We start from the raw sequence: 24,800 nt of genomic DNA on the forward strand, positions 1-24,800 counted from the left end.
TTTAGATTTTTTATATGCATCAACCCAGCCTTTTTATGGCGATAGCGGTCAGAAAAGTATTGATCCTGTTGTGTTCTTTAAACTGTGTTTGGTGGGGTATTTGGATAAGATTAAATATATTTTACTTAAAATAATCTCTTAAAAGTTTTTTATGTATTGTAATGGCACACTGTTTTTACGAAGTGGCGTAGAAGTGAATTGAAATGTGTGTAACATGGGGTTTTAGCTAAAAAGGTTAACTAACCGCAACTATATAGGGCTTTAATAGGGAGTATCTATGAAGTAAACATTAACTAAGCATCTGCATGCCCCGTACTAAAATAACTATTCAGTTTATGATATTAAACCGAATAGAATTATACAACCTTAGTTTAGCCTGTTGTAAACTTAAGAGTGTAGAGCGTTTTAACGACACGTTTAGAGCTGAACGTTTAAATGTGAATTGGTTTCTTTCTTTCTTTCTTTCTTTCTTTTTTTGGAAGTGGCTCAAGAAAAATTTGATAAAATGAAAATAACTCAGATTGTAAAGTAATCAAGCATTTATTTTGTCTTGTAAAACGCTTGTTTATACCTCAAATAAAGCTGTTAGAACTAATATAATAGGCATCCTAAAACTTAAATAGTATTGGTTTTAACAAAGTAAAAGCCCCTGTAAAAGGAGCTTTTGAATATTTTTTTATGTTTTTATAGACTTGTGCAACGATTACCATTGTTGTAAGTAGTTTTTATTTTATTTTCAATTCGTTTTAGGGCAGAAACAAACTTTTCGAACTGCTCTATGTCCTTAATTCCATATTCAGGTGTTAATACAATTCGGTCAGTTGTTTTAACCCTAGTTTCTATATAAATTCTTTCGCCTATTATTTTGTCGCAAAACTCTTTGTCAGATGCAAGTTGTTTTAATAAGTCAATATTTCCTCCAAACCAAAATTGCTTCAAAATCGGTTTAGGAACAAATTCACGTCTTTTCGGAAATAGAAAATTTAAAAGTTTATTCCACGAATCAATTGGGAATATTGTCAATTCGGTTTCGTATTTTTTGTCTAAATGCAAAGAAATTCGGAATGGTTCAGTTACTGGCATTGCTCCACCAACTTCCTTCAGATTTATACTGATTTTAGTTCCGCCAACTTCTATAATTCCGTTTTTCGGTTGAAAGGTGTATTTTCCTATCGGACTATTTACACTTTTAGTCAAATCCTCTAAATATTTTCCGCTATATTTTTCTGTTAATTCTTGAATAATATTCATTTAGTTCAGAGTTTTCTCAAATTGCACACAACGGTTAGTGTAAAATGCGTTTTAAGGCATTTTTACATAGTGTTGTGTGTTATTTATTAGTTCTATATGCATTTTTAATTTCCTCAAAAAAAGCTTCAATATTGCTGTCTATTAGAGCACTTGAAATTAGAATTCGGTTATTATTATTATTATTATTATTATTATTCCAATTGTGCATAAACGTTAGAAATTTCTTGAGCAAACTTCTTTTTTCGCTACTGTATAAATCCACTTTTAAAGAGATTTCAATATTTCTTTCCTTGAATCTTTTTATCCCAGAAATATCAGTCCATTTAATTTCCCCTAAAGATTCATACTTTGAATTATCAATTAAGAAATCATCTGAAATTATGATAGCATATTTTCTTGGAAGAATAACCAAAAAGGAATATAGCAAAGTCGAAAAATACAGAATTCCTATGACACCTACAATCTGAATATGTTCGATCTTCATAAACGCATTTCTAATAAATTTCTCAGGAACTAATGAACTACCTCGATGGCTCTGCCTCGAGGTAGTTCATTGTTATTGGTCTTTACAGATGGTTTTCATCGTTTTGAAAGTTCAAAAGCGTTATGTAGTTATGCTGGATTAACTCCAATAAATAAGACAAAGTGGAAGTCGTGTAAAAGGGCGCCCGCGAATTAGTAAAATGGGGAACCCAAAACTTAGAAATTTATTATTTATGTGCCCTTTTAATGCCTGTAAATATAACCGGGCATGTAAAGCCCTTTTCGATAGAATAGAGGCTAAAGGCAAAAGCTGGCTTTAATAGCAGTGTGTAATAAGTTACTAAAACAAGCGTTTTCTATTGTTAAAAATGGGGTGCCTTATAACGATGAATATAGCAATGTTTTGAGGTGTAATTAATTGCGTTTTATTTGGTTTTTACCTCAGTGCTTTGTTGTTAGCTTTATGTTTTTTAATTAGGTTTAAAAAAATAAAGGGACAGTGGTTCTACTACGTTATTATTTTTTTGGAATATATAATACTTTTACTGAACCAAAATTACCACCATTAGCGTTACGTCCATTATTACAGATTGTTGCACAACCGCCAGCTTCAAGACAATCATAAATCAAGCCTCCACACGACCATTTACCATCACAAGTGTCACTCCAATCATTATCATCTCCTGGTAAATCACAGTCTACTTGGTAAGCATCTTTTTTGTTTTGATAATGACTTTCATCTGCTATAGGAAAGAATTTTTTATTTTGAATATTCTCAATTGATATTTTTCCATTATCAAAATTCTTCACTACTTCAAAAGTAATATATTCAAATTCGTCTGCTTTTGAGAGTCTAGATTGCAAATCTGGTTTTATATTAATTAAGAGGTTGTCAATTGTCTTAACATCCTCTATTTTACTACTTTTAGCAATGTTAGTTTCATTTTGAATTTCATCATTTTCGGATTGACATCCAATGAAGGCTATAGAGATAGTTAACAATATTAAAGCCAATGTTTTGTTTTTTAAAAATTTCATAATATTTGATTTTAAGTTATCAATAGAATTGCTTTACTCTTATCGATTTTCAAACACACGCTCATAACGTTCTCTAATTTAATGTTTTTTAATGTCAAATCAAAATTATTTTGACTTTGGATGGTCAGTCCGTTTTTGACCGTTATGTTGGTTTTAATGTAGCATAACGTCCCGTATAAACGGTCGTTTTAATGCCGTTTATATATTGTGCCTGTTGCACAAGTTTGTTGATAAAGATAGAAAAGGAATTTAAAAGCGGCTTAGTTATTTCTTAACTTTAGTTATGCAAGGCAAAAAAAAGTACCAAGAAAAATTATTTTCTCATTTTCAATTGAGCGAACGCGTTCCGAAACACAACTTTTACCGCAAGTTAAAAGCGGTATTACATTTAGATTTTTTATATGCATCAACCCAGCCTTTTTATGGCGAGAGTGGTCAGAAAAGTATTGATCCTGTTGTGTTCTTTAAACTGTGTTTGGTGGGGTATTTAGAAAATTTAATAAGCGACCGTAAATTGATACAACATTGCAGTATGCGCTTAGATATACTGTATTTTCTGGGCTATGATATTGATGAAGCTTTGCCTTGGCATTCTACCATTAGTCGCACGCGTCAATTATTTCCTGAACATATTTTTGAAGACGTTTTTACAAAGGTATTGAGTATGTGCGTTGAAAAAGAGATGGTAAGTGGCCATACTCAAACCATTGACTCAGCTCCTGTAAAGGCGAATGCTTCTATGGATACTTTAGAGCTAAAAGTTCCTAAAGAAGATTTGGATGCTCATTTGAGAAAAATACGTCACATAAGTAGTCGCGATAAGGAAACTATAATCCGTAAAGCTCAAAACAATAAAGCTTCAAAAGACCAGCAAAGCATCACCGCCAATGCAAAAGAATTACAAGCCCTAAAAAGCAGAAATAAGAAGTGGGCAGCAGAGCAAGATCAGCGTCCTGACGCTGGAAATAAAGGAAGTAGATACACCTCCAATAAAACCCATTACAGTCCCACCGATCCAGATGCACGTATAAGTGTAAAACCAGGAAAAGCGAGAAAGTTAAATTATATGAGCCAGCTTAGTGTAGATACGGCGCATCATGTAATTACAGATATAAGAGCATACCATGCCGATAAAAAGGACAATCAATATTTACAGGACATCACCAAACGCTTAAAAACTAAACTGCACAAGCAAGGGTTACTTTGGCGGAACTGTGTTGCTGATACGGGCTATAGCAGTGGCGAAAATTATGCATTTTTAGAAGCAATAGGTTTGGAAAGTTATATTCCCCCTCATGGCACTTATAAAGGCGGTCCAGAGGGATTTGTTTACAAAAAAGAAGAGGATCATTACCTGTGTCCACAAGGAACTATCATTCCCTTTAAAAAGGTGTTTTTGGATTCCCGTACCAAAACCAAAAAGAAAGCGTACAGAGGTTCAAGTATGCAATGCAAAGGATGTCCCATAGCCAAAGCGTGTTTAGGAAAAAGTGCAAAAGAGAAAACATTTTCTGTGACCTATTACCGAGAAGAATACGAACGTAACAACAAACGAGTAAATAGTACAAAAGGGAGGCATCTAAAATCCAAACGGCAAAGTACGGTAGAACCCGTTTTTGGGACCCTCACACAGTTTATGGGACTTCGGAAAATCAACACTATAGGAATGCAACAAGCAAACAAAGTCATGCATCTGTCTGCAATTGCCTACAACTTGAAGAAATATTTAAAATTCATTGTAAAAAATGTGAAAATGGATGCCAAAGCCATGGGGTATTTATTTTGCCTTGTAAAACGCTTGTTTAGTCCCCAAATAAAGCTGTTAGAACGAATATAATAGGCATCCTAAATTTAAATAGTATTGGTTTTAACAAAGTAAAAGCTCCTATAAAAGGAGCTTTTGAATGTTTTTAGAGGCTTGTGCAACGATTACCTTTGTTGGCAAACGTTTTCTTTTTCAGATGCCAAGCGAATAATCCATTCATTATTAAATTTAGTCCGATTAGAATTGAGAATACTGGAAATTCGAAAAGAGCTAAACTCAAAATAATAGTCGGAAATAGTAGACCAACAATTTTCTCCCAATTTCTGCTAAATTCAGGAATCGCAAAATAAAATCCGTAAACAATGGCACAAATCATACTCCAAGCTCCAAAAATTATATAACCCAATTGAGCCTCTCCTTGAATTTTGCCAATTTTTATTATCATTACAAGAATCGGAATTAAATTTGCTAATATTGCAATTCCAAAATAATTCCGAACATATTTTTTTTGTTCTTGTTTCATCTCTTTAATCGTTATCATCTTCATGTATTGAACTATCTCCAATAGAAAACCCATGTTCTATTAGTTCAGACGTAAAATCTCTAGCTTTATCAATCGGAAGGTTAAATTCAAATCGAATCTTTTCATCATTGAGGACTTTCTCAATCAATAGTTTAATTTCATTCATCGAATATGCACTAGGTATTGATGAGAGAAACTGGATTAATTTAAATTTAAACGAAGGAGAATTGACTCCAAGTAATTCAATATACTCCACTTTAATACATATTTTTTGTAGGTCTATTTTAATGTTTGCCAACGTTTTTGTATAAGATTAGTTGCGTGATTTAAGCACTAAAGTTAGTAAATAAACACAGATAGAAATTGCGCGAGGGCTTTCGTAAATAGGTTATTACCAGCAATTAATTTTATACGGTGTTGCCATTTCGTTGTTTTTTCAGAATTCAATTTATTCCGCTAAATTCCATTTTCAGATTTTCAGCGTTTGAGTAAATTCAGTAAGCGTTTTATTCCACAAACTTTTTCAATTCTGATTGAGTGAGTAATTCCGCTACTTGCTAAATTCCGCACACAATTCGTTTTTTTTGTTTTCTATTAAAGTTTCAATTGGTAAACAAGCTTTAAGTTCTGTGCAATTTAATGACTAATATTATATAAAAATTCACCAAAAACTTCTCCGCCATTATATATTTTTCCAATTATAAATAGAATTAAAAATCCTCCTATACATAAATTAATAATTGACTTTTCTTTTTTTGATAGCGATTGATATTTTAAAATCATTTTATCAATAAAAAATTCACTTTCTTTAGTTTTCATAATGTTAGTTTTTTTATTAGAGTCTTTTTTCAATTAAATGTTACAAAAATATAAATTTTATTTCCTTTCAGAGTTCATTTCGCCAATGAATGGCAACGTTCCGGCTATGGTTAGTGCGGGAATTAAAAGCACTTAACTTTCGGTTAAGCACTTAGCCAAAACTTTTTATTTTGTTTTATCTTTTTCTATTCTAAAGCCAAATCAAAAGATTTGGCGGACTTGGTTAAAAGCTCTAAACTTTGGGTTAAGCTCCAAACCCCGTATTAATTATAGCCATTGTTACCTGCTGGCTTTTTTAACAGGGTGACCAATATTTGAATTGGATGAGTTTTCCGTTTTTTATACTTAAACGTATTCCGTCATCAGCTTTTTCGTTGAAAATGACTACCGCTCCGTCCAATTCATTTTCAAAATGCTTAGCCAATCCATCTCCAAATATTTCAATCAATTTTGTCAAGTCAGTTTTACAGTTCAGGTTTTCATTTCCATATTTTATTATAATTGAACTGTCATTTTCTAAATCAACTTGCTCCAAAACATACAGTTCTTTTTCGTTTCCAGTGAATTTTATTTTACCATAATCAAGTGTCAAATATTCACCATCTTGAGAATCCGTTGATAAAAATCCACATTCATAGTTTGGGTCATATGTCTTTTTCGGTTCGCCTAATTTTTTAATTATTTCCGACTTAGTAGAACGGAAATTCAGTCCATTATATTTTATTAAATCAAAGTCCACAGATTGAGCAATACTCAATTCTGCTATTAGTAATAATATGATTAGATATAGTTTTCTCATTTTTTGAGCTTGCAGGTAACGTTTTGTGTAAGGATAGTTGCGTGGTTAAGCTACTAATTTAACAAAAATGGAACGAACCAGAGGAAAATCCTGCGGATTTTCCGAGTAGGCTAGAACCAAGCAATTATTTTTACATTTTGTTACCTGCTGTCTTTTATTCCGATTTAGATTTTTAACCACCATTTTATCGTTTTCAATTTGTCCGATTCTATTTCGGTCAGATTTTGAGTTTCAAATTCAGTTAATTTATTTTTTACAGATTCAATTCCGTAGTTTTCTTTTATTCAAAAAGGGAATTCCTCAACGCTTTTATTCCAATTTCCAATTGTTGATTCTAAAACAACAAGTAAATCTAAATCAGATTTCGGTTTTAGCTTCTCTAATATTTTCCCAGCGTATTTTTGGTCAATATACTCCGTTTCAGGTCTCTCTTCATATTTAAACACTTTAACAATTCCGTCTACTATTATTTTATCAGAAACTTTATTCAGTCTGTCCATAAATTGTTGAATTCTTAAATCTCCAATTTTATCGATTAAGTCAATAGACGAATAAAATTCATTTTGAAAATCATCTGATGTTTTTGGAATGTTCATCGGTTTTTTTAGCTTGCAGGTAACGTTTAAGTATATGTGTTGTTTGGTTATAATCGTTTACGTAGCGAAAGCGAAGATAAACTATTTTCCAAATGACACATATACTATGTTGTTAGCTTTATGTTTTTTAATTAGGTTTAAAAAAATAAAGGGACAGTGGTTCTGCTACGGCAACAATTTAAGTGCTCCATTTTTTTTAGAGCTTCCCCAAGTCTATGGACTATACATAGCCATGTATAATCCGTGGATGAAGGGACTAAACACTACTTTACTTTTAAAAAGGCTTTAATCAATAGCGCTTAAAATTTGACTTTGTCAAAAATTTTCACGATCTTGATCAAGTACTCTGTAACGTGCTAACGTTTGGATAGTGTAACTCTCCACGATATCAGCGAAAAGTACTTGAGCATATCCTTTTATCAAAGGCTCTAATCGTATTGCCTTTTTTAAAGTAAAACAACCCTTTTCCTGCGTACTCCTCTTAAAAAAATGGTCTACCCGTACAGAACTATTGCTCACAACTATTGTATAAGTGCAACTCACTTGCACTTATATTTCTTATGCAATATAGTTTATTTTAACACATATAATGATAGCCAAAAGGAGATTATTAAGCCGTGCTAGGCATTACGATTGAGGTTCCCCCTAAGAAAACATATTTTAATAGCCGTAAATAAACATTTGTAGTCGTTTATAAACGTTTATATCAGTTGTATTAAGCTCTAGATGGAATATATATAATTTGGACTTTATGAATTAATCATTTTTAATTAAAATGATTAGAGAAGTATCAATGTGTGTATTTTTTTAACAACATTAAATTAAAAAACCCCTGTAAAAACAGGGGCTTTAAAAGTCTGCGGAGAAAGAGGGATTCGAACCCCCGGAGGTGTGACCCTCAACAGTTTTCAAGACTGCCGCATTCGACCACTCTGCCATTTCTCCTTGAGTGTCTCATCAAGTTATTACCTGATTGCGGGTGCAAATATAAGACGCTTTTTAGATTAAAAAAAAGAAAAAAATGTTTTTTTTTATTTTTTTTAATCTAAGATGGGAATCGGTTGCATTTGATCGTTTACAGCAACGAATGTAAAGAACCCAGTAACAGATAGTTCCCTAGATTTACTATACATTTTCTCCATATAAATATCTACTTTTACAATACAGCTTGTTTTTCCAATTTTGCTTATTCGTGCTACTAATTCTACAATTGTACCTTCAGGAATAGGTTTTGTGAAGTCAATTTTATCTGTAGATATGGTCACAACTTTTTTTCTGCTGAATCTGGTGGCACATATAAATGAAGCTTCATCCATCATATGTAATGCTGTGCCTCCAAAAAGTGTATTGTAATGATTTGTTGTATTTGGGAAAATAGCCTTAAATATTCTGGTTTCAGAGGCGTTAATAAGTTCTTCTGTTAGTTTCATAATGGTTTTGTAATTTATTATAGGGGTTTAAAGTCTAATTTTTTGAGGTAAAGATCGTGTTTTAGAACGGAAAGTATACTTAGGCACATAATCATTAAGACGATTAACAGGCGTAAAAGGGGGCTTTAAATAGCTATTTTTATTATAAGATATAACCCATAGCAAAAAAAAACTGAACATTAAATTCAATGTTCAGTTTTAATTATTACTTATTATTAATAAGTTGCAGTTTTTATTTAACTGTAAACGAGTTGTTTATGTTCTAAAAATTACAGTGCCCCCCATTCTTTAAGAGATACTTTATTCATTCTTACATAATCAGCATTTCCAGCCTTTTCTGCACCAGCTAAAGAGGCTTTTGCAGCTGCTATAGCTGTTTTCTTTTTTCCAGCTTTTGCATGAATTAAAGCTTGTTGACGTAAATACCAAAAACGAGGATTGTCTTTAGTCATATCAATAGCCTTGTCTATCCAAGTTACAGCTTTGTTAATGTCTTTTCCTTCTTCTAAGTAATATCTTGCAGCAGCAAAGTAGTCACCAGCACCTGGACCAGCCATAATCTTCTCTATCGATTGTGTAACTGAGGCATCTGTAGGAACTTCAAATTTAACACCAACGTAAGTGTTTTCCCAAAGTATTCCTAATACTGCAGAGTTGTTCGTAATATCATCAAATGTCATTGTAAACGTTTCTATTTTCATTGGCATTTCATATGTTTTCGTATTAACTTTTGCAACGATTTTATTGTCATCCCAATTTTGAGGCGTTCCCCAGTTTTCAGTATCTGAATAAAAAACAACTTCCCAAGATTTTTTAGTTGGAGTTGTGAAAATAGCGTAGGACCCTGCTTTTAAGGTTTGCCCTTCTATTATAACATCGTCGCTAAAGGTAATTTTTGTATTTGCATTAGCTCCAGTCCTCCAAAGTTTATCATAAGGAACTAAATCTCCAAAAATAGTACGACCTCTCATTCCTGGTCTTGAATATTCTAGAGTAACGTCAGTCAAACCAACCTTTTGTTCTACTTTACTAAAAGGACTGGGTTGCGGTGTTTTTACTTGAGCATTCACCGAAAAAGATACAGTAAAAACTAAAGCCATCATTAGTAGTTTTTTCATAATAATTTATATAATTAGTGTTTGATTTATAAGTGTAAATTTACATATAAGTAAATCCTTTGATTGTTAATGAAACCTTAAAATACATAATTAAAGATTTACTTAAATGTATAAGACAGGATAAAATTTATTACTAATGTATTGAGTATTTTGGACTAAGCTTTTTTTTATGAATTAACAATAGAGGATTAAAACTAATTACAAAAAACATAGAAAGTAATAGTATTATAAAATAGAGAATTATTTATTTTGAATTATAAAAAGCACAATTATTTTTATGCTTGCAATTATTGTTTTATTAAGATATGTTTTATAAATTTAGATTTAAATGTTACTAAGTATTTATAGTATTTATAGTGTTATAATTTATAATGATACTAAAAATGAGAGAATATTATGTATATTTAATAATATTTGTTTGATGTTTTTAATTTAAAACTTAAATTGAAGGATCAAAAAAGAGTTGTAAAAGAAGTGATTTAAGAAATATTTATAGAATTAATTCTAATTAATAAATCAAAAATTACTTTATTTGAAAAATTAAGTACCATTACAACCAAGCGTTTTGAAAAATAGGCCACGTATTACCATAACAGTGCCAATCCCTAAAATACACACGATAGGTAAACCCCTAAATGTCACATTTTTCTTATGGCAAGGTTATTGGTTCATTGAAGTTAAATCAAAAACACACATAATCATAGTAGATTATGTATAATAAAGCAAGTGAATTGTAACGGTTTTATTTAAAAAATATTGTATGAAGAAGTGTTTAATCTCTTGATATAATATTTTTTAAATAGTATTAGGTTTTAATTCAAAATGCTTAAAATAACTGGATTAGAGAATTAATTAAAAGATTAAAAATGGATATGTTAAAAAGAGCATTGGAATTTGAACAAGCAGGAACTTCTTTTAAAACTACAAACGAACGTATTGTAGCATCTAGGGAAGCTAAAGAACTTATTCTTGGCTTAAATGAAATTTATAAGGAAAATAAAGATCCTGAGTTAATGGATGTTATGAAGCGCCTTACGCTTATTAAACAAAAAATAGAAAAGCGTCTTAAGGGGCGTCCAACGGAGTAAAAATAAATGCTTAGAGTATAAGGTCATAGCATTTACCAAGATTATATATTAGTAAATAGAGCACTTTATATGTCAAGTATACAGTATACTTATTGTAAGTAAACTTTAAAAAGTTGTCAATTTGGCAGCTTTTTTTGTTGTATTTAATATAAGATTTATAAAATAAGTTTGTTGTAAATTCAAATAGAAAATAACAACATTAGTTTTTAAAGAATATTACCTTTGCGAAAAATAGTATTATGTCAAAATCCTTTTCAGAATTAGGGCTTTCAGATCCCATATTAAAAGCATTGATTGCTCTTAAAATTGTTAACCCTACAGAAATTCAAGAAAAAGCGATCCCTGTTTTAGTTTCCAAACCGGATGATTTTGTTGGGATTGCAAAAACAGGCACAGGAAAAACAGCGGCCTTTGGCTTGCCTTTATTGCAATTAATAGATATTAATAAAAGTAATGTTCAAGGTGTTATATTAGTGCCAACACGAGAATTAGGGCATCAAACTTTCGAGAACCTAAACGCTTTTGCTAAATATTTACCCGAATTATCTATCGCTAGTGTTTGCGGAGGGATTCCTATAAAACCACAAATAGAACGTTTAGCTCAAACGACACATATTATTGTAGCAACTCCTGGACGATTAATTGATTTGATTAAACGAGGAGCAGTTAACATAAAAGAAGCTAAGTATTTGGTCTTAGATGAAGTCGATGAGATGATAAACGTTTTAAAAAAGGATTTAGACCTTATCGTTTCTGAACTGCCTAAACAAAGACGGACTATTTTATTTTCGGCAACCTTACCAGGAACCGTAAAACAGTTGGTGCAAAACTATATGTCTAAGCAGGTAACCCAAGTTAGTGCAGATATGGAAGTTGTAGGCCACAAAGGTATAGACCATCAATATGTTATAGTAGAACCAATAGAGAAATTAAATGTTTTGATGCATTTTTTGAATGCAAAGGAAGGCCAACGCGGAATTATTTTCTGTAAAACTAAAGCGGCAGTTAATAAATTAGCAAAAAACTTAGCGATTAATAAATTTTCATCAGGAGCGCTACACGGAAGTTTAAGTCAAGGTATTCGTGATCGTATAATGGAGCAATTTAGAGCAGGATATATTAATATATTAGTCTCTACAGATTTAGCCGCTAGAGGTATCGATGTAAAGGCGGTTGCTTTTGTTGTTAATTATCACTTGCCAGATGTTTATGAATCGTATGTACATAGAAGTGGAAGAACAGCTAGAGCAGGAGCAAAGGGGCTAGCTTTAACAGTAATACAGCCCGATGAAGCTTTTGAAATCCCTGAATTTGAAGAGGAGTTAGGAATTCAATTTAAAGCCTATAAAAAACCTAATGCGCAAAGCATAGAAGAGAATAATGGCGTGCTATGGGCAAGACAGATTTTTAAAACGAAGCCAAATCATAACCTTTCTCCAGAATTTAAAAATAATATTAAAACGATATTTCATCATTTAACGAAAGATGAACTTATTGAGAAAATGCTTGCAAATTATATGAATCAGCAAGCAGACCGAACACATCCTGCTAAAAATAAATCTAAAAAATAAGAGGTGTTAATCATGATGTTTTTGTGATGATATAATAGTAATAATCACAATAATAGGATTAGATAAACAAGCTTATCTGTAGTTTAAGTTTTAAAATTAACAGTTGAAGATTATTAGTGTCAAAGAAAGGTTAAATAATAGATATTGTTATAAATTTTATGTTACTTACATTGTTTGATAAAAAGTGTATAGCGCACTTTTTTTTGATTTATAAAAAGGAATAACATAAATTATAGCAATGGAAGGAGGGAATCAATTTATAAAAGACTTTGCATCATTTGTATGGGGATTACCTTTATTAATTTTACTAGTGGGTGGTGGTTTGTATTTACTAATACGCGCTAAATTTTTACCATTTAGGTACCTTGGACATGCAATAGATGTACTTAGAGGGAAATACGATAATTCAGAAGCCCCAGGAGAAATAAATCACTTTCAGGCTTTAACTACCGCACTATCTTCAACAATTGGAATGGGTAATATTGCAGGCGTTGCAGTTGCTATCTCTATAGGAGGGCCAGGTGCAGTTTTTTGGATGTGGGTAAGTGCTGTTATTGGTATGTCTACAAAGTTTTTCACTTCTGCTTTGGCTATTATGTATAGAGGAAAAGATAGTAATGGGGAATTGCAAGGCGGGCCTATGTATTTTATAGTAGAAGGTTTGGGGAAGCATTGGAAACCTTTAGCTGTATTTTTTAGTGTTTGTGGTTTAGTAGGAGCCTTGCCGGTATTTAATGTTAATCAACTCACAGAAGCAATTAATAGCATATTGTTACAACCTAACGGTGTTAAAGTTGGGAACACATCAAATACAATTATTGGTTTAATATTAGTAACAATAACCGCCATTGTTATTTTAGGAGGTTTAAATAGAATTAGTAAGGTCGCTTCAAAATTGGTGCCTGCAATGGTGGGGCTCTATTTTATATTGATTCTTATTATATTGGGATTACATATAGAGGAGCTTCCGCGATATATTAAACTTATTTTTACAGATGCCTTTTTTGCGAATCATTATAAAGGCGATGCCTTTTTGGGCGGTATTGTTGGCGGAATTATTCTTCTAGGTATTCGTAGAGGCGCATTTTCTAACGAGGCAGGAATAGGAACAGCGCCAATGGCTCATGGAGCTGCAAAAACAACAGAGCCTACGCGAGAAGGCTTGGTTGCAATGTTAGGGCCTGCAATAGATACTTTGGTTGTTTGCACACTTACAGCCTTAGCGATTTTAGTAACAGGCGTATGGCAAACGAGTGCTGCCAACGGGGTGTCTTTAACAGCAACAGCTTTTGGTACTGCAATGCCAGGAATAGGGAAGTACTTATTATTAGTTTGTATCATTGTTTTTAGCGTATCCTCATTATTTTCGTTTTCTTATTATGGGACAAAATGTATGTCGTTTTTACTTGGAGCAGATAAAAAACACTACTATAATTATCTTTATATTTTGAGTATTATTTTAGGCGCAACTACTTCTTTGGATATGATGATTAATTTGATTGATGGTTTTTTTGCGCTTATGGCCATACCTACAATGTTTACAACAATAGTATTGGCTCCAAAAGTTTTAAAAGAAGCTAATGACTACTTTGAAAGATTAAAAATAAAAAAGCCACATTAAAATGTGACTTTTCTATTTATAAAGTACTATTTGTTTCTTAATAAAATGATCCTCTTTTTTAAGTTCATAATAAATCAAAAAAGAAAACTATTACTAGTCGTACTTACGACTCATCATTATTTTTAAATATTGAAGAGGCTAACTTTTTTTAATACCGACTTATGGCTTGGTTGTTATAATTACTTCACAGCAATCATACTAATTTCAACGTTTACAAACTTAGGCAAATTAGCTACTTCAACAGTTTCGCGTGCAGGCGCCGTATTTTCATCAAAATAAGTAGCATACACACTGTTTATTTCGCTAAAATTATTCATATCACTAATAAAAATTGAAGTTTTCACTACATTTTCAAACGACATCTCTGCAGCTTCTAAAACTGCTTTCATATTCTCCATAACTTGTTTTGTTTCTTTAGTAATAGAGCCTAAAATAAGAGCACCTGTTTCTGGATGTAAAGCTATCTGCCCAGAAGTATATAACGTGTTTCCACTTAAAACGGCTTGATTATATGGCCCAATAGGAGCAGGCGCTTTTGTTGTTGCGATAATTTTTTTCATAATAGCTTTAATAAATATATTGTTTTTTAAATAAGATTAAATATTATAAACGTTGATCTGGTCGCCTGCGTTTTTCGTATTTAATATCTTTTAGTACACTAGATTTAATTCCTATAAAGAAATTCCATGAGCCCGTATCGTTAAAAGGATACCAGCTAAAGTTCATTTTCCAACTTAATAAATCTCTTGAAAAACGCAATTGAGTATAAGTAACCCCATGATTTTTAAAATCATAACCAGAAGAACCGCCTATAGACCAGCGAGGCGATATATCAATGTCTCCTGAAAACATTAAGGAATGCGAAGAAATTTCTTTTTGCCTTGCAGAATTAGAATAATTTACAGCATAAGCCATACGTAAATTCCAAGGAATTTTGTAATTATAAAAATCACTGGGCACTTTATTTTCATCCTCTTCATCATCAAAACGTTGGTCGGAATAATCTTCTGAGCGACCAAATAAATCATCATCTCTTCCGCCACTTTGCAATGTTTCTTCTCTACTACTGCTACTGGTTATTTCATCATCTTTACGACCGCCTCCTTTTATACTATAGCCTAAAGTTAGGTTTGCACTAGTCATTCGAAATAAGCTACCGCCATTATTTATGTTAAACTCTTCTATTCTTTGATTGTTGTTGTCTAATGCGTAAGGATCTAAAGTTGCACCAAAATTAATATCCATTTTATTATCGAACAGCTGTGTACCACCAGTCATTCTAACAGGGCTCCAGCGTAAAGAATCGCCAGCCAAATTGTAACTGGTAGAAAAGTTTAAGTTATTTAGAAGTACAATTTTCTTAGCTTCAGTTTTTGTGCTATCTCTATCTCTTACTTTTGCTTCAAAATTGTTAGAAAGCGAAATCCCTATAGAGCTAGAGTATGTTTTGTTTGGAGCTCCATATAAGCTACCTTCAAAGCGTGAAAATTCACGTTCAACAGGGTCGCCATTAATATCTGTTTCTTCGTAAGTATCGTAATATTTATCAAAAGCAGGGTTTATATTATAACTTAAAGAAGGGCGCACAACATGGCGTATGGCTTTTAATTTTTTATCTTCTCCTTTTTTCTCAAAGTTGAATAGCCCATATATTGTGGTTCCTAAACTTGTACTAAAGTTATATGTTCTATAGGCTGCAAAGCCAGTAAGATCTTCTGTAACAACAAGGTCACTCGTTTCATCGTAAAAACGATTTATGGTATTTAAAGCCCATGTTTCCTCAAAATTAACACTACTACTTAAACTAAAATATTGTAGTACTTTAAAATTTGTAGAAAGCGGAATAGAGTGACGCATTCCTATTTTTGCATCATCAAACATTTCTTTTTTAAAGAATAAGGAATCTGTGGTTTCTATTCTGTTCTCTCCACGTACCGAGTATTGTATGTTTATGTTTTGAACAATTCCTTTTTTAGCGCCAACTTTGGGCGCAAAAGGGTAAATTCTACCAACACTTCCTTGTAGTGTAGGTAAAGTTAAGTTAATAGATTCGGTTTGTGTATTTTGAGAATGCGTGGCCGATAAACTCATATTTACTTGAGGCTCTCCTTGAAAAGTTTTGGAATATGAAACAGAAGAAGATAAGGTATTATTTAAAAAACTTGGGGCATTAACTTGGTTATTCGATTGTTGGTAATAGTTACTACTCCCTAAGTTTACAGAAGCTGAAAAACGCGAATTGGGGCTCGCTTTAGCATCTTGATTATGAGACCACCTTAAGTTATAAATGGTGCTTTTAGAGTAATCAGGAAATCCACGCTCGCTATTAATAAGGTTTTCATAGCGAAAGGCAAAATTACCATTAAACTTATAACGTTTAGCATACTTGCTTTCAATGCGAATACCGTAACTTCCATTGGTGTAATAATCCCCTAATAGCGTTAAATCCATATAATCACTTATAGGAAAATAATACCCGCCATTTTGTATAAAATACCCACGGTCGTTTTGTTCTCCAAAGCTTGGAAAAATAACACCTGCAGTTTGCTTTGTACTCAAAGGAAAATAAGCAAAGGGTAAACCAATAGGTGTGGGAACACCATAAATAAATAAATTGGTTAAGCCTGTAACTACTTTTTTTCCAGGGACAACTTTAGCGCGTCGTAGTAAAAAATAGTATTCAGGATCCTCTAAGTTTTTAGATGTTGTAAATTGGCCATCACTAATAAAATAAACAGAATCATTTTCTTTTTTTGTTACTTCGGCAAGAATAGTACCTCCATTTTGTTCGGTTCTAGAATTCCAAATTTTAGCTTTTTTAGTCACATAATTAAAACGAATAGAATCGGGTTTAACTACAGATTCCCCTTGTTTAAATACTGGAAGCTGAGAATATACTCCAGCAGAATCTTTTATACGACCAGCATAAACTTCGGTTTTATTATAATCTATAACAATACTTCCAGCGGTAATTTCCATATCGCCATATAGAACTTCTGCTTCATTATATAAATATAATTTTTGTTGTTGCTTATTAAAAGAGGTGTAGTCTGTAGCATTATAGGTTACAATATTCTCTAATAATTGCTTTTTTTGTTTTAAAGTATCGGTCTTAGTAGAGTCATTTACTTTTTCATTTAATATTAGCTCATCAGTATCTATGGTTAATGAATCTTGCAACACTTTAGTTGTTGCTTTTTCGTCTTCGACTAATGGTATTTCTACATCTTGAGTTTGTCCGTCGACCTGCGCAAAGCAGAAAGTGTTTATAAACACTGTAAAACTTAAGAATAAAAGTATATGAAATCTATTTGTATGCAATGCTTTTAAATGTATTTTTGCTAAAGTATGGCTCGGTTGTTGATTTGCCAAAATTAAATATTTTTTTTGTGAATATTTTATTATTCATTAAAAAATAAGAAACAATATAAATACTTTAAAATTTAGATAGAATACTTATGCAAACGTATCGAAAATTTATTTTTTCTGTGCTTACTATTATACTAATGTTAAATATGCTAGGAGCACAGACCAGTAATGAGAAATTTGTTGTTGTCTTAGATGCTGGACATGGCGGGCACGACCCTGGGAAACCCTCCAAATATGGATACAAAGAAAAAGACATTGCTTTAAAAATAGTTTTAGCTGTTGGAAAGGCTTTGGCTAAACATCCCGATATAAAAGTCGTGTACACAAGAACAAAGGATGTTTTTGTAGACTTGTTTGTTAGAGGGAAAATAGCGAATAAGGCAAATGCAGATTTGTTTGTTTCTGTTCATTGTAATGCGCATAACTCGCAGGCACAAGGTTCTGAGACTTATGTGTTAGGAGTCCATCGAAATAAAACTAATTTTGATGTTGCTAAAGCAGAGAATGAAGTTATTTTCTTAGAAAAAGATTATAAGAAAAATTATGAAGGCTATAATCCGAACTCCCCAGAATCTTTTATAGGGTTGACTTTAATGCAGGAAGAGTATTTGGACCAAAGCATACAATTAGCAAAAAACATTCAAGACAATTTTACTAAAAAATTAAAAAGAAAAAACCGCGGAGTTAAACAAGCCGGATTTATTGTATTACACCAAACGGTTATGCCTAGCGTGCTTATTGAAGCGGGTTTTATTACCAATACAAAAGAAGGCAAATATTTAAATTCTAAAAAAGGACAACAGGAATTAGCCGGTGCAATTCAAAAAGCTATAATAAAGTACAAATCGGGTATCGATGATAATACAGGTAATTTTGATTATGAAATCCAAGAGGATGCTAATGAAGTAATCGCTTCGGAAGAAAAAATAATTAACAATATAGTCTTTAAGGTACAAGTCGCTGCAAGTTTTACTAAAATGGAACCTAAACCATACAATTTTAAGGGACTAAAAGGGATTTCTAGAGAAAAATCAGGCCCGTTTTATAAGTATTATTATGGCTATACTTCAGACTATAATAAGGCTCAAAAATTACAAATAGAAGCCAGTAAAAAAGGATATAAAGACAGTTATTTAGTTGCATTTAAAGATGGTAAACAAATAAGTTTAGCAAAAGCTTTAAAACAAGAGGCTAATTAGCGCAATACTTAATAAAATATTTTTATTTTTGCTACTTAACCAAACACAATCACACTTTGAAGGTATCTAGAGAAGTAAAAACTGCAATATTAGTTATATTAGGAATCGTCTTTTTTATTTTCGGTTTTAGTTATCTAAAAGGAAAGAATCTTCTAAAAGCTTCAAATGTATTTTATACAGAATTCGATTATAATGCGTTAACAACATCTTCACCAGTTACCATAAAAGGAAATGCTGTTGGTAAAATAACAGATATTCTTTATGATTTTAAAACAGGAAAAACGAGAGTTTCCTTTTCTGTGAATGAGCAATTGGTTTTTTCTAAGGATAGTAAAATTAGGCTATATGAACTAGGAATTATGGGAGGTAATGGATTAGCCCTAATTCCTGCAAGTAATAATAATATTGCTAAAAGTGGAGATTTTATAGCCTCGGAGGTTGAAGTTGGATTGGTAAAAAACTTAACGAGCAATTTTTCAGGATTGAGTTCTGGATTAGATATGACTTTGAAATCGGCAGATTCCCTTTTTATGAATCTTAATGAGATTGTAGAAGATGATTCTGAAAAAGGGTTAAAGCACACGATAGGCGAGCTTAATGAAACCTTAAGAGCTTTTAAAGCGTTATCTTACTCTTTAAACGCAATCGTGTCCAATAATGAAGCGAAATTAAGCGCAACCTTAAATAATTTTAATAAAACTAGTCAAGATTTGGCGACGATGTCTAACGATTTAAAAACGATAGAGTTCTCTAAAACCATAAGCAATCTAGATCAAACTTTAAGGAGTGTTAATAGTGTATTAGTAGGCTTAGAGCAAGGCGAAGGTTCCTTAGGTAAATTAATGAAAGATGATAAATTATACAATAATTTAGAAGTGGCATCAAATCAATTAAAAGAGCTATTACAAGACGTAAAACTAAACCCTAAACGCTATATAAACGTATCTGTATTTGGAAAGAAAGACAAGAAAGGATATGTTAAACCAGAAGATGAAAGAGAGTAAACTAACCTATTAACTATGAATTATTTACCAAATGTAATTTTTGCAATCGCTTTGTTTTTTGGCATTGGCTATTTTGCTAGAAATGTTAAGAAATTATGGAGAAATATAAAGCTTGGGCAAGATAAAGAAGTAAGTGACAATAAGTCACAGCGCTGGAAGAATATGGCTATGATCGCTTTGGGACAAAGTAAAATGGTAAAGCGTCCTGTAGCTGGTTTTTTTCATATTATTGTTTATGTAGGATTCGTTATCATAAACATAGAAGTGCTCGAAATTATAATCGATGGACTGTTTGGAACACACCGTTTGTTTTCTGGTATGGGAACGTTTTACGGGGTTTTAATTTCAAGCTTTGAAATTTTAGCAGCATTAGTATTTGTATCTGTGGTAGTTTTTTGGATAAGACGTAATATTGTTAAATTAAAGCGTTTTATGAGTCCAGAAATGAAAGGCTGGCCAAAGCATGATGGTAATTTTATTTTGTATTTTGAAATGGTGCTAATGACATTGTTTTTAGTTATGAATGCAACAGATTTAACGTTTCAAAATGCGGAGTTATATTCAGGAAACATAATAAGTCAGTTTATTGCCCCATTGTTTGATGGGTTATCAGCATCTAGTTTGCATATTATAGAACGCTCAGCATGGTGGTTACATATATTAGGTATTTTAGTTTTTTTAAATTACCTATATTACTCAAAGCACCTACACATCCTTTTGGCTTTTCCAAATACATATTATGGGAATTTAAACCCGAAAGGGCAATTTGCTAATAATGAATCTGTAACTAAAGAAGTCATGCTAATGATGGATCCAAATGCCGATCCTTTCGCAGTGCCAGAAAATGACGAAAATGAAGAAGAACCTGCTAAGTTTGGAGCTAGTGATGTGCAAGACTTGAGTTGGGTGAATTTACTTAATGCTTATACCTGTACAGAATGCGGTCGCTGTACTAGCGAATGCCCTGCAAACCAAACTGGAAAAAAATTATCTCCACGTAAAATAATGATGGATACGAGAGATCGTTTGGAGGAAGTAGGGAAAAATATAGATGCAAACAAAGGAGAATTTAAAGCAGACGGGAAGCAATTGCTTAATGACTATATTTCTAAAGAAGAACTTTGGGCTTGTACCTCTTGTAATGCATGTACAGAAGCCTGTCCTGTAAGTATAGACCCCTTAAATATTATAATGGAAATGCGCCGTTATTTGGTAATGGAAGAATCAGCGGCTCCTATGGAGTTAAATAATATGATGACCAATATAGAAAACAATGGTGCGCCATGGCCTTATAATCAAATGGATAGGTTAAATTGGAAAAATGAATAAATTCTTAGGAGAATAAGGATAAATAAAAATAGATAAAGCGTAATGCTAGACAAATGAATGAGACCAATAAAAAATATAATTTTCTTTTTTTAGTCTTTTTTTGTCTGGGATACCAATTTGTAATAGCACAATCGTATAAGAAAGACTCTTTACAAATAAAGGTTTATACAGAGATTACCTATAATAATAGTCATGCTGTTCAAGTCAAATTAAAGAAGGTTTTTTGCGATTATTGCTCTGATATACAATCTGAAAGTATTGGAATAGAAGCTGTAAGAAGAGCCGATTCTGAAAAATATAGCCCAGAAAATAAATTGATAAATGGTAAAAAAAGATTGGCCTTATATATACGAATCGCAAGAAAAGATTTTGCAGCGATAACAGAAAAGGAAAACACTAAATTGAAGGAATGAAACGGGAAGAAGCAGACAAATTGTTACATGAAAAGGTAGAAGCAGGTGACCGTATTAGTCCAGTACTACCCGAAGGCGTGAAAAACTACTTAATCGATATAGATGGGACTATTACCGAAGATGTTCCTAATGAGGAACCCGAGCGTATGGGAACTTGTATGCCATTTCCTGATGCATTAAAAACGTGTAACAAATGGTATGATGAAGGGCATATGATCTGCTTTTTTACCTCTAGAACAGAAGACCATAGAGCAGTTACAACTAATTGGTTGAAGACACATGGTTTTAAGTTTCATAGTTTGTTAATGGGGAAACCTAGAGGCGGTAATTATCACTGGATAGATAACCACCTGGTAAAAGCAACACGGTATAAAGGACAATTTACCGATTTAGTAGATAAAAAAGTAACCATTCAGGTATTTGATGATGCCAAATAATAAAAAATAGACACCTAAAACAGTGTGTTAATAATAGATAAACTCAATATTATGAGCGAACAACTTAAAGTGCCTACAATGGCAGAATTTATGGCCCAAGGCAAACAACCTGAAGTTTTATTTTGGGTAGGTTGTGCTGGCAGTTTTGATGATAGAGCAAAAAAAATAACAAAAGCTTTTGTTAAACTACTTAATAAAGCTAATGTAGAATTTGCTGTTTTAGGAACAGAAGAAAGTTGTACAGGAGATCCAGCAAAACGTTCTGGAAATGAATTTTTATTTCAAATGCAAGCGGTTACTAATATAGAGGTAATGAATGCTTACGAAATTAAAAAAATTGTAACGGCTTGTCCCCATTGCTTTAATACGCTTAAAAATGAATACCCAGGATTAGGTGGTAGCTACGAAGTGGTGCATCATACCCAATTTTTAAAAGATTTATTAAATGAAGGACGTTTAACTGTAGAAGGTGGGCAATTTAAAGGAAAACGAATCACTTTTCATGATCCGTGTTATTTAGGGCGTGCAAATAACGTTTACGAAGCACCAAGAGATTTAATAAGAAAATTAGATGCAGAATTGGTCGAGATGAAAAGCTGTAAATCTCGTGGGTTGTGCTGTGGAGCAGGAGGGGCTCAAATGTTTAAAGAACCAGAGCAAGGAAGTAAAGATATTAACGTTGAGCGAACAGAGCAAGCGTTAGAAACCAAACCCCAAATTATAGCTGCAGGCTGTCCTTTTTGTAATACAATGATAACCGATGGAGTAAAAAGTAAAGAAAAAGAAGCTGACGTTGCTGTTATGGACATAGCGGAATTAATAGCTAATGCGCAAGATTTATAAAAAAACCACTTGAAATTTGTTAAGTATTCTAAATGTTTAATTATAAAGGAAGGCCTATAAAGTAGAGAAGATAACATATGTTTACTAATGAACAAATAAATGTAGACGCCCTGCCTTCACAAGTCTCGGTTGTTTATAAACCTATCGCAAAGATTTATTTGACTATTTTAATTTTTAATAAAATAATAATAGGGATATTCGTTTGCATAGGGGTGTTTATGGTAAAATTAATGTCGGACAATAGTTTTGTTATGCATTATTTTTGGCCCCTTATTTTTAGTCTCTTGTTTTTTTTAATACTAAGTCTTATTATCACTGTATTAGGCTTTGCAAAGCGGGGGTACGCGCTACGGGAGCAGGATATTATTTATACCAAAGGACTTATCGTTAATAGTGTAACAACCGTTCCTTTTATTAGAATTCAACATGTAGAGATCTCAAGATCTTTTATGGCTAGAAAATTTAATTTGGCAACGCTCAACATTTATTCTGCAGGCGATGCTGGAGATGATTTGTCTATTAAAGGGATGCCGTTTGGTGATGCTCAAAAAATAAAAGACCGTATAACAAGTAGGTTGCATGAGTGATTTCGATCTTAATAGTCCGAGTCGGCAATCTGCAAAAGGAGTATTCGTTATTTTTGCATTTACTTCCTACAAATTTATAACAAAAAGCGCGACCTTATTTCTTGTGCTCGCGTTTAGTGTATTTAAAAAAGGAAGTGTCTTTGGTATTAGTACCTCTTATGTAATACTAATACTTATAGGTATAGGAGTGTTTTTACTTATAAAAGCATTTTTAAGCTATTTAAATTTTACTTTTTATGTCTCAGGAGACGATTTTCATTTAGCAACAGGAATATTAAAAAAGGAGAGTCTTACAATTCCTAAGTCAAAAATTCAAAACGTTTATATCAAACAAAACGCATTGCAGCAATTAATAAATGTTGTTCAGGTTAATGTCGAAACAGCTGGTGATAATAGTACAGAAATCGAAATTTCTGCTTTAAAGCGGGAACATGCAGAACGTTTAAAAAAGGCTTTGTTTGTAAGCACGCAAGAGGTAACTAAACCGACGACAGATCAAGCCGCTGTATTTTATAAAGCCTCCCCTAAAAAGCTCTTACTTGAAGGTATTAGTCAAAACCATATAAAAAGCTTTTTTATTATCCTCGCTTTTATAGGGGGATTATATGCTAATTTTAAGGACTTTATAAAACGGTTGAATTGGCAAGATTATTTTGATAACTGGTTGAAAATGGACGAGCTAAGTTTTTATAAAGCGATATTATTTAATTCTGTTGTTGTTATTATATTAATAGTTATTACGTTCTTATTATCGTTAATTAAAACGTTTTTACTCAATTATAACTTGCAAGTTATAGATAGAAATAAGACCATTGAAATAACAAAAGGGGTATTTAATAAAGTATCATTAAACCTTACACCGTCACGAATTCAAAATATAGAGATTACAACGAATCGATTTAAGCGTTATTTTGGATTGCATACTATGAGTTTTAAACAAGCTATGGTTGCTAAAAAACAACGCAAGCACTTTTCAATCGTTGGTTTGAGTAAAAATGAAAGTGATTATCTGGTACAACGTCTTTTTAAAAATTATAAACAACAATTAATTAAGCTTAAACCAGAACGCTACTATAAAAAAATAGTACTGTTATACCACATCCCTTTCCTTCTTATTGCTAATACTATAGCATACAAACTTTTTGGGAATTTCTTTTGGGTGGTAAATCTAATTGCAATCCCGTACCTGTTAATTACAGTACAGTTTCGTTTTAAAAAGGCCTTTTACACTCTAGACGACCATTATTTATCAATAGGTAGTGGCGGACTTATTGGAACAAAAATAACGTTATTAGAAATACATAAAATACAATCTATAAGTATGGTGCAGAGTTTTTTTCAAAAGCAAAAAGGGATCGCTTCTATAAAGGTTTGTACAGCATCAAAAGTAGTAACCATTCCATTTGTAAAATATAAAAACGCACAGTCAATTATAGATTATCTGCTGTATAAGATAGAATCTCAGCGCTTAGATTGGATGTAAAGTAGTACTTTTGTAAGACTATAGAATTAAAATA

Annotated in this window: 24 protein-coding genes, 1 tRNA gene and 1 pseudogene; 13 read left to right on the plus strand and 13 right to left on the minus strand. The window is 32.2% G+C overall.

Features of this window, described 5'->3' with window-relative positions; genetic code table 11:
• Window positions 1-684: 684 nt before the first annotated feature.
• Both AC2D8I_RS14375 and AC2D8I_RS14380 read right to left on the minus strand, forming a co-directional pair.
• Window positions 685-1,251 carry a hypothetical protein gene (locus AC2D8I_RS14375; protein ID WP_484706721.1) on the minus strand — a complete coding sequence of 189 codons (567 nt, stop codon included), beginning with the start codon at window positions 1,249-1,251 and terminating at the stop codon, window positions 685-687.
• A gap of 79 nt (window positions 1,252-1,330) precedes the next feature.
• Entirely contained in the window at window positions 1,331-1,735 is a 405-nt protein-coding gene (locus tag AC2D8I_RS14380) for a hypothetical protein (RefSeq protein ID WP_484706722.1), read from the minus strand.
• Window positions 1,736-1,804: 69 nt separating this feature from the next.
• On the opposite strand from AC2D8I_RS14380, the pseudogene AC2D8I_RS14385 reads away from it, so the two are divergent.
• A pseudogene (locus AC2D8I_RS14385) lies at window positions 1,805-2,152 on the plus strand (transposase); the annotation flags it as partial.
• A 98-nt stretch (window positions 2,153-2,250) separates the two neighbouring features.
• Here the strand turns inward: AC2D8I_RS14385 and AC2D8I_RS14390 are convergent.
• Window positions 2,251-2,772 carry a hypothetical protein gene (locus AC2D8I_RS14390; RefSeq protein WP_484706723.1) on the minus strand — a complete coding sequence of 174 codons (522 nt, stop codon included), beginning with the start codon at window positions 2,770-2,772 and terminating at the stop codon, window positions 2,251-2,253.
• A gap of 283 nt (window positions 2,773-3,055) precedes the next feature.
• Between AC2D8I_RS14390 and AC2D8I_RS14395 the strand changes: the two genes are divergently transcribed.
• Window positions 3,056-4,609 carry an IS1182 family transposase gene (locus tag AC2D8I_RS14395; protein ID WP_484706724.1) on the plus strand — a complete coding sequence of 518 codons (1,554 nt, stop codon included), beginning with the start codon at window positions 3,056-3,058 and terminating at the stop codon, window positions 4,607-4,609.
• A gap of 73 nt (window positions 4,610-4,682) precedes the next feature.
• Here the strand turns inward: AC2D8I_RS14395 and AC2D8I_RS14400 are convergent, their stop codons facing one another.
• The 8 genes from AC2D8I_RS14400 to AC2D8I_RS14435 all read right to left on the minus strand — a co-directional run bounded on the left by AC2D8I_RS14400 (window position 4,683) and on the right by AC2D8I_RS14435 (window position 9,822).
• Window positions 4,683-5,060, minus strand: a complete 378-nt coding sequence (locus AC2D8I_RS14400) for a hypothetical protein (RefSeq protein ID WP_484706725.1) — start codon at window positions 5,058-5,060, stop codon at window positions 4,683-4,685.
• Between the two features lie 4 nt (window positions 5,061-5,064).
• Window positions 5,065-5,208 (minus strand): hypothetical protein, encoded by a 144-nt coding sequence (locus AC2D8I_RS14405; protein WP_484706726.1) that lies wholly within the window; start codon window positions 5,206-5,208, stop codon window positions 5,065-5,067.
• A gap of 488 nt (window positions 5,209-5,696) precedes the next feature.
• Entirely contained in the window at window positions 5,697-5,879 is a 183-nt protein-coding gene (locus tag AC2D8I_RS14410; RefSeq protein ID WP_484706727.1) for a hypothetical protein, read from the minus strand.
• Window positions 5,880-6,174: 295 nt separating this feature from the next.
• Window positions 6,175-6,678: a hypothetical protein gene (locus AC2D8I_RS14415; protein ID WP_484706728.1), complete on the minus strand. Its 504-nt coding sequence runs from the start codon at window positions 6,676-6,678 to the stop codon at window positions 6,175-6,177.
• A gap of 284 nt (window positions 6,679-6,962) precedes the next feature.
• Window positions 6,963-7,274, minus strand: a complete 312-nt coding sequence (locus tag AC2D8I_RS14420) for a hypothetical protein (protein WP_484706729.1) — start codon at window positions 7,272-7,274, stop codon at window positions 6,963-6,965.
• A gap of 860 nt (window positions 7,275-8,134) precedes the next feature.
• A tRNA-Ser gene (locus AC2D8I_RS14425) sits at window positions 8,135-8,219 on the minus strand.
• Window positions 8,220-8,314: 95 nt separating this feature from the next.
• Window positions 8,315-8,704, minus strand: a complete 390-nt coding sequence (locus AC2D8I_RS14430; RefSeq protein ID WP_484706730.1) for an acyl-CoA thioesterase — start codon at window positions 8,702-8,704, stop codon at window positions 8,315-8,317.
• 269 nt (window positions 8,705-8,973) lie between these two features.
• Window positions 8,974-9,822 carry a DUF2911 domain-containing protein gene (locus tag AC2D8I_RS14435; protein ID WP_484706731.1) on the minus strand — a complete coding sequence of 283 codons (849 nt, stop codon included), beginning with the start codon at window positions 9,820-9,822 and terminating at the stop codon, window positions 8,974-8,976.
• Window positions 9,823-10,688: 866 nt separating this feature from the next.
• On the opposite strand from AC2D8I_RS14435, the gene AC2D8I_RS14440 reads away from it, so the two are divergent.
• The 3 genes from AC2D8I_RS14440 (at window position 10,689) to AC2D8I_RS14450 (ending at window position 14,102) form a co-directional block, all read left to right on the plus strand.
• Window positions 10,689-10,910 carry a hypothetical protein gene (locus AC2D8I_RS14440; protein WP_484706732.1) on the plus strand — a complete coding sequence of 74 codons (222 nt, stop codon included), beginning with the start codon at window positions 10,689-10,691 and terminating at the stop codon, window positions 10,908-10,910.
• Between the two features lie 239 nt (window positions 10,911-11,149).
• The gene (locus AC2D8I_RS14445; RefSeq protein WP_484706733.1) at window positions 11,150-12,481 is read left to right on the plus strand and encodes a DEAD/DEAH box helicase; all 1,332 of its coding nucleotides are present in this window, start codon (window positions 11,150-11,152) and stop codon (window positions 12,479-12,481) included.
• Window positions 12,482-12,719: 238 nt separating this feature from the next.
• Window positions 12,720-14,102, plus strand: coding sequence for an alanine/glycine:cation symporter family protein (locus tag AC2D8I_RS14450; RefSeq protein ID WP_484706734.1), 1,383 nt, complete (start codon window positions 12,720-12,722; stop codon window positions 14,100-14,102).
• 179 nt (window positions 14,103-14,281) lie between these two features.
• On the opposite strand, the gene AC2D8I_RS14455 is transcribed toward AC2D8I_RS14450, so the two are convergent.
• Both AC2D8I_RS14455 and AC2D8I_RS14460 read right to left on the minus strand, forming a co-directional pair.
• Entirely contained in the window at window positions 14,282-14,662 is a 381-nt protein-coding gene (locus AC2D8I_RS14455) for a RidA family protein (RefSeq protein ID WP_484706735.1), read from the minus strand.
• Window positions 14,663-14,705: 43 nt separating this feature from the next.
• A complete protein-coding gene (locus tag AC2D8I_RS14460; RefSeq protein ID WP_484706736.1) occupies window positions 14,706-17,474 on the minus strand; it encodes a putative LPS assembly protein LptD in 2,769 nt (922 codons plus the stop codon).
• 134 nt (window positions 17,475-17,608) lie between these two features.
• Between AC2D8I_RS14460 and AC2D8I_RS14465 the strand changes: the two genes are divergently transcribed.
• The 8 genes from AC2D8I_RS14465 to AC2D8I_RS14500 all read left to right on the plus strand — a co-directional run bounded on the left by AC2D8I_RS14465 (window position 17,609) and on the right by AC2D8I_RS14500 (window position 24,766).
• A complete protein-coding gene (locus AC2D8I_RS14465; protein ID WP_484706737.1) occupies window positions 17,609-18,670 on the plus strand; it encodes an N-acetylmuramoyl-L-alanine amidase family protein in 1,062 nt (353 codons plus the stop codon).
• A 56-nt stretch (window positions 18,671-18,726) separates the two neighbouring features.
• Window positions 18,727-19,674: an MlaD family protein gene (locus tag AC2D8I_RS14470; protein ID WP_484706738.1), complete on the plus strand. Its 948-nt coding sequence runs from the start codon at window positions 18,727-18,729 to the stop codon at window positions 19,672-19,674.
• A gap of 15 nt (window positions 19,675-19,689) precedes the next feature.
• A complete protein-coding gene (locus AC2D8I_RS14475) occupies window positions 19,690-21,003 on the plus strand; it encodes a 4Fe-4S dicluster domain-containing protein (protein WP_484706739.1) in 1,314 nt (437 codons plus the stop codon).
• A gap of 53 nt (window positions 21,004-21,056) precedes the next feature.
• A complete protein-coding gene (locus tag AC2D8I_RS14480) occupies window positions 21,057-21,416 on the plus strand; it encodes a hypothetical protein (RefSeq protein WP_484706740.1) in 360 nt (119 codons plus the stop codon).
• On the plus strand, window positions 21,413-21,853 hold the full coding sequence (locus tag AC2D8I_RS14485; protein WP_484706742.1) for an LNS2 domain-containing protein: 441 nt from the start codon (window positions 21,413-21,415) through the stop codon (window positions 21,851-21,853). Before AC2D8I_RS14480 ends, AC2D8I_RS14485 begins: the two co-directional genes overlap by 4 nt.
• Window positions 21,854-21,904: 51 nt before the next feature.
• Window positions 21,905-22,696 carry a (Fe-S)-binding protein gene (locus AC2D8I_RS14490; protein WP_484706743.1) on the plus strand — a complete coding sequence of 264 codons (792 nt, stop codon included), beginning with the start codon at window positions 21,905-21,907 and terminating at the stop codon, window positions 22,694-22,696.
• A 77-nt stretch (window positions 22,697-22,773) separates the two neighbouring features.
• Window positions 22,774-23,283, plus strand: a complete 510-nt coding sequence (locus AC2D8I_RS14495; RefSeq protein WP_484706744.1) for a PH domain-containing protein — start codon at window positions 22,774-22,776, stop codon at window positions 23,281-23,283.
• A complete protein-coding gene (locus AC2D8I_RS14500) occupies window positions 23,276-24,766 on the plus strand; it encodes a PH domain-containing protein (RefSeq protein ID WP_484706746.1) in 1,491 nt (496 codons plus the stop codon). The genes AC2D8I_RS14495 and AC2D8I_RS14500 overlap by 8 nt, the downstream gene beginning before the upstream one ends.
• Window positions 24,767-24,800: the final 34 nt, after the last annotated feature.

The organism is Lacinutrix sp. YIN62, assembly GCF_057219185.1.

Coding starts and splice junctions, on each gene's coding strand:
- AC2D8I_RS14415 (WP_484706728.1), bottom strand. CDS start 6,678: ATGAGAAAACTATATCTAATCATATTATTACTAATAGCAGAATTGAGT.
- AC2D8I_RS14395 (WP_484706724.1), top strand. CDS start 3,056: ATGCAAGGCAAAAAAAAGTACCAAGAAAAATTATTTTCTCATTTTCAA.
- AC2D8I_RS14440 (WP_484706732.1), top strand. CDS start 10,689: ATGGATATGTTAAAAAGAGCATTGGAATTTGAACAAGCAGGAACTTCT.
- AC2D8I_RS14375 (WP_484706721.1), bottom strand. CDS start 1,251: ATGAATATTATTCAAGAATTAACAGAAAAATATAGCGGAAAATATTTA.
- AC2D8I_RS14475 (WP_484706739.1), top strand. CDS start 19,690: ATGAATTATTTACCAAATGTAATTTTTGCAATCGCTTTGTTTTTTGGC.
- AC2D8I_RS14495 (WP_484706744.1), top strand. CDS start 22,774: ATGTTTACTAATGAACAAATAAATGTAGACGCCCTGCCTTCACAAGTC.
- AC2D8I_RS14490 (WP_484706743.1), top strand. CDS start 21,905: ATGAGCGAACAACTTAAAGTGCCTACAATGGCAGAATTTATGGCCCAA.
- AC2D8I_RS14450 (WP_484706734.1), top strand. CDS start 12,720: ATGGAAGGAGGGAATCAATTTATAAAAGACTTTGCATCATTTGTATGG.
- AC2D8I_RS14455 (WP_484706735.1), bottom strand. CDS start 14,662: ATGAAAAAAATTATCGCAACAACAAAAGCGCCTGCTCCTATTGGGCCA.
- AC2D8I_RS14390 (WP_484706723.1), bottom strand. CDS start 2,772: ATGAAATTTTTAAAAAACAAAACATTGGCTTTAATATTGTTAACTATC.
- AC2D8I_RS14410 (WP_484706727.1), bottom strand. CDS start 5,879: ATGAAAACTAAAGAAAGTGAATTTTTTATTGATAAAATGATTTTAAAA.
- AC2D8I_RS14485 (WP_484706742.1), top strand. CDS start 21,413: ATGAAACGGGAAGAAGCAGACAAATTGTTACATGAAAAGGTAGAAGCA.
- AC2D8I_RS14465 (WP_484706737.1), top strand. CDS start 17,609: ATGTTAAATATGCTAGGAGCACAGACCAGTAATGAGAAATTTGTTGTT.
- AC2D8I_RS14400 (WP_484706725.1), bottom strand. CDS start 5,060: ATGAAACAAGAACAAAAAAAATATGTTCGGAATTATTTTGGAATTGCA.
- AC2D8I_RS14380 (WP_484706722.1), bottom strand. CDS start 1,735: ATGAAGATCGAACATATTCAGATTGTAGGTGTCATAGGAATTCTGTAT.
- AC2D8I_RS14435 (WP_484706731.1), bottom strand. CDS start 9,822: ATGAAAAAACTACTAATGATGGCTTTAGTTTTTACTGTATCTTTTTCG.
- AC2D8I_RS14500 (WP_484706746.1), top strand. CDS start 23,276: ATGAGTGATTTCGATCTTAATAGTCCGAGTCGGCAATCTGCAAAAGGA.
- AC2D8I_RS14430 (WP_484706730.1), bottom strand. CDS start 8,704: ATGAAACTAACAGAAGAACTTATTAACGCCTCTGAAACCAGAATATTT.
- AC2D8I_RS14445 (WP_484706733.1), top strand. CDS start 11,150: ATGTCAAAATCCTTTTCAGAATTAGGGCTTTCAGATCCCATATTAAAA.
- AC2D8I_RS14420 (WP_484706729.1), bottom strand. CDS start 7,274: ATGAACATTCCAAAAACATCAGATGATTTTCAAAATGAATTTTATTCG.
- AC2D8I_RS14480 (WP_484706740.1), top strand. CDS start 21,057: ATGAATGAGACCAATAAAAAATATAATTTTCTTTTTTTAGTCTTTTTT.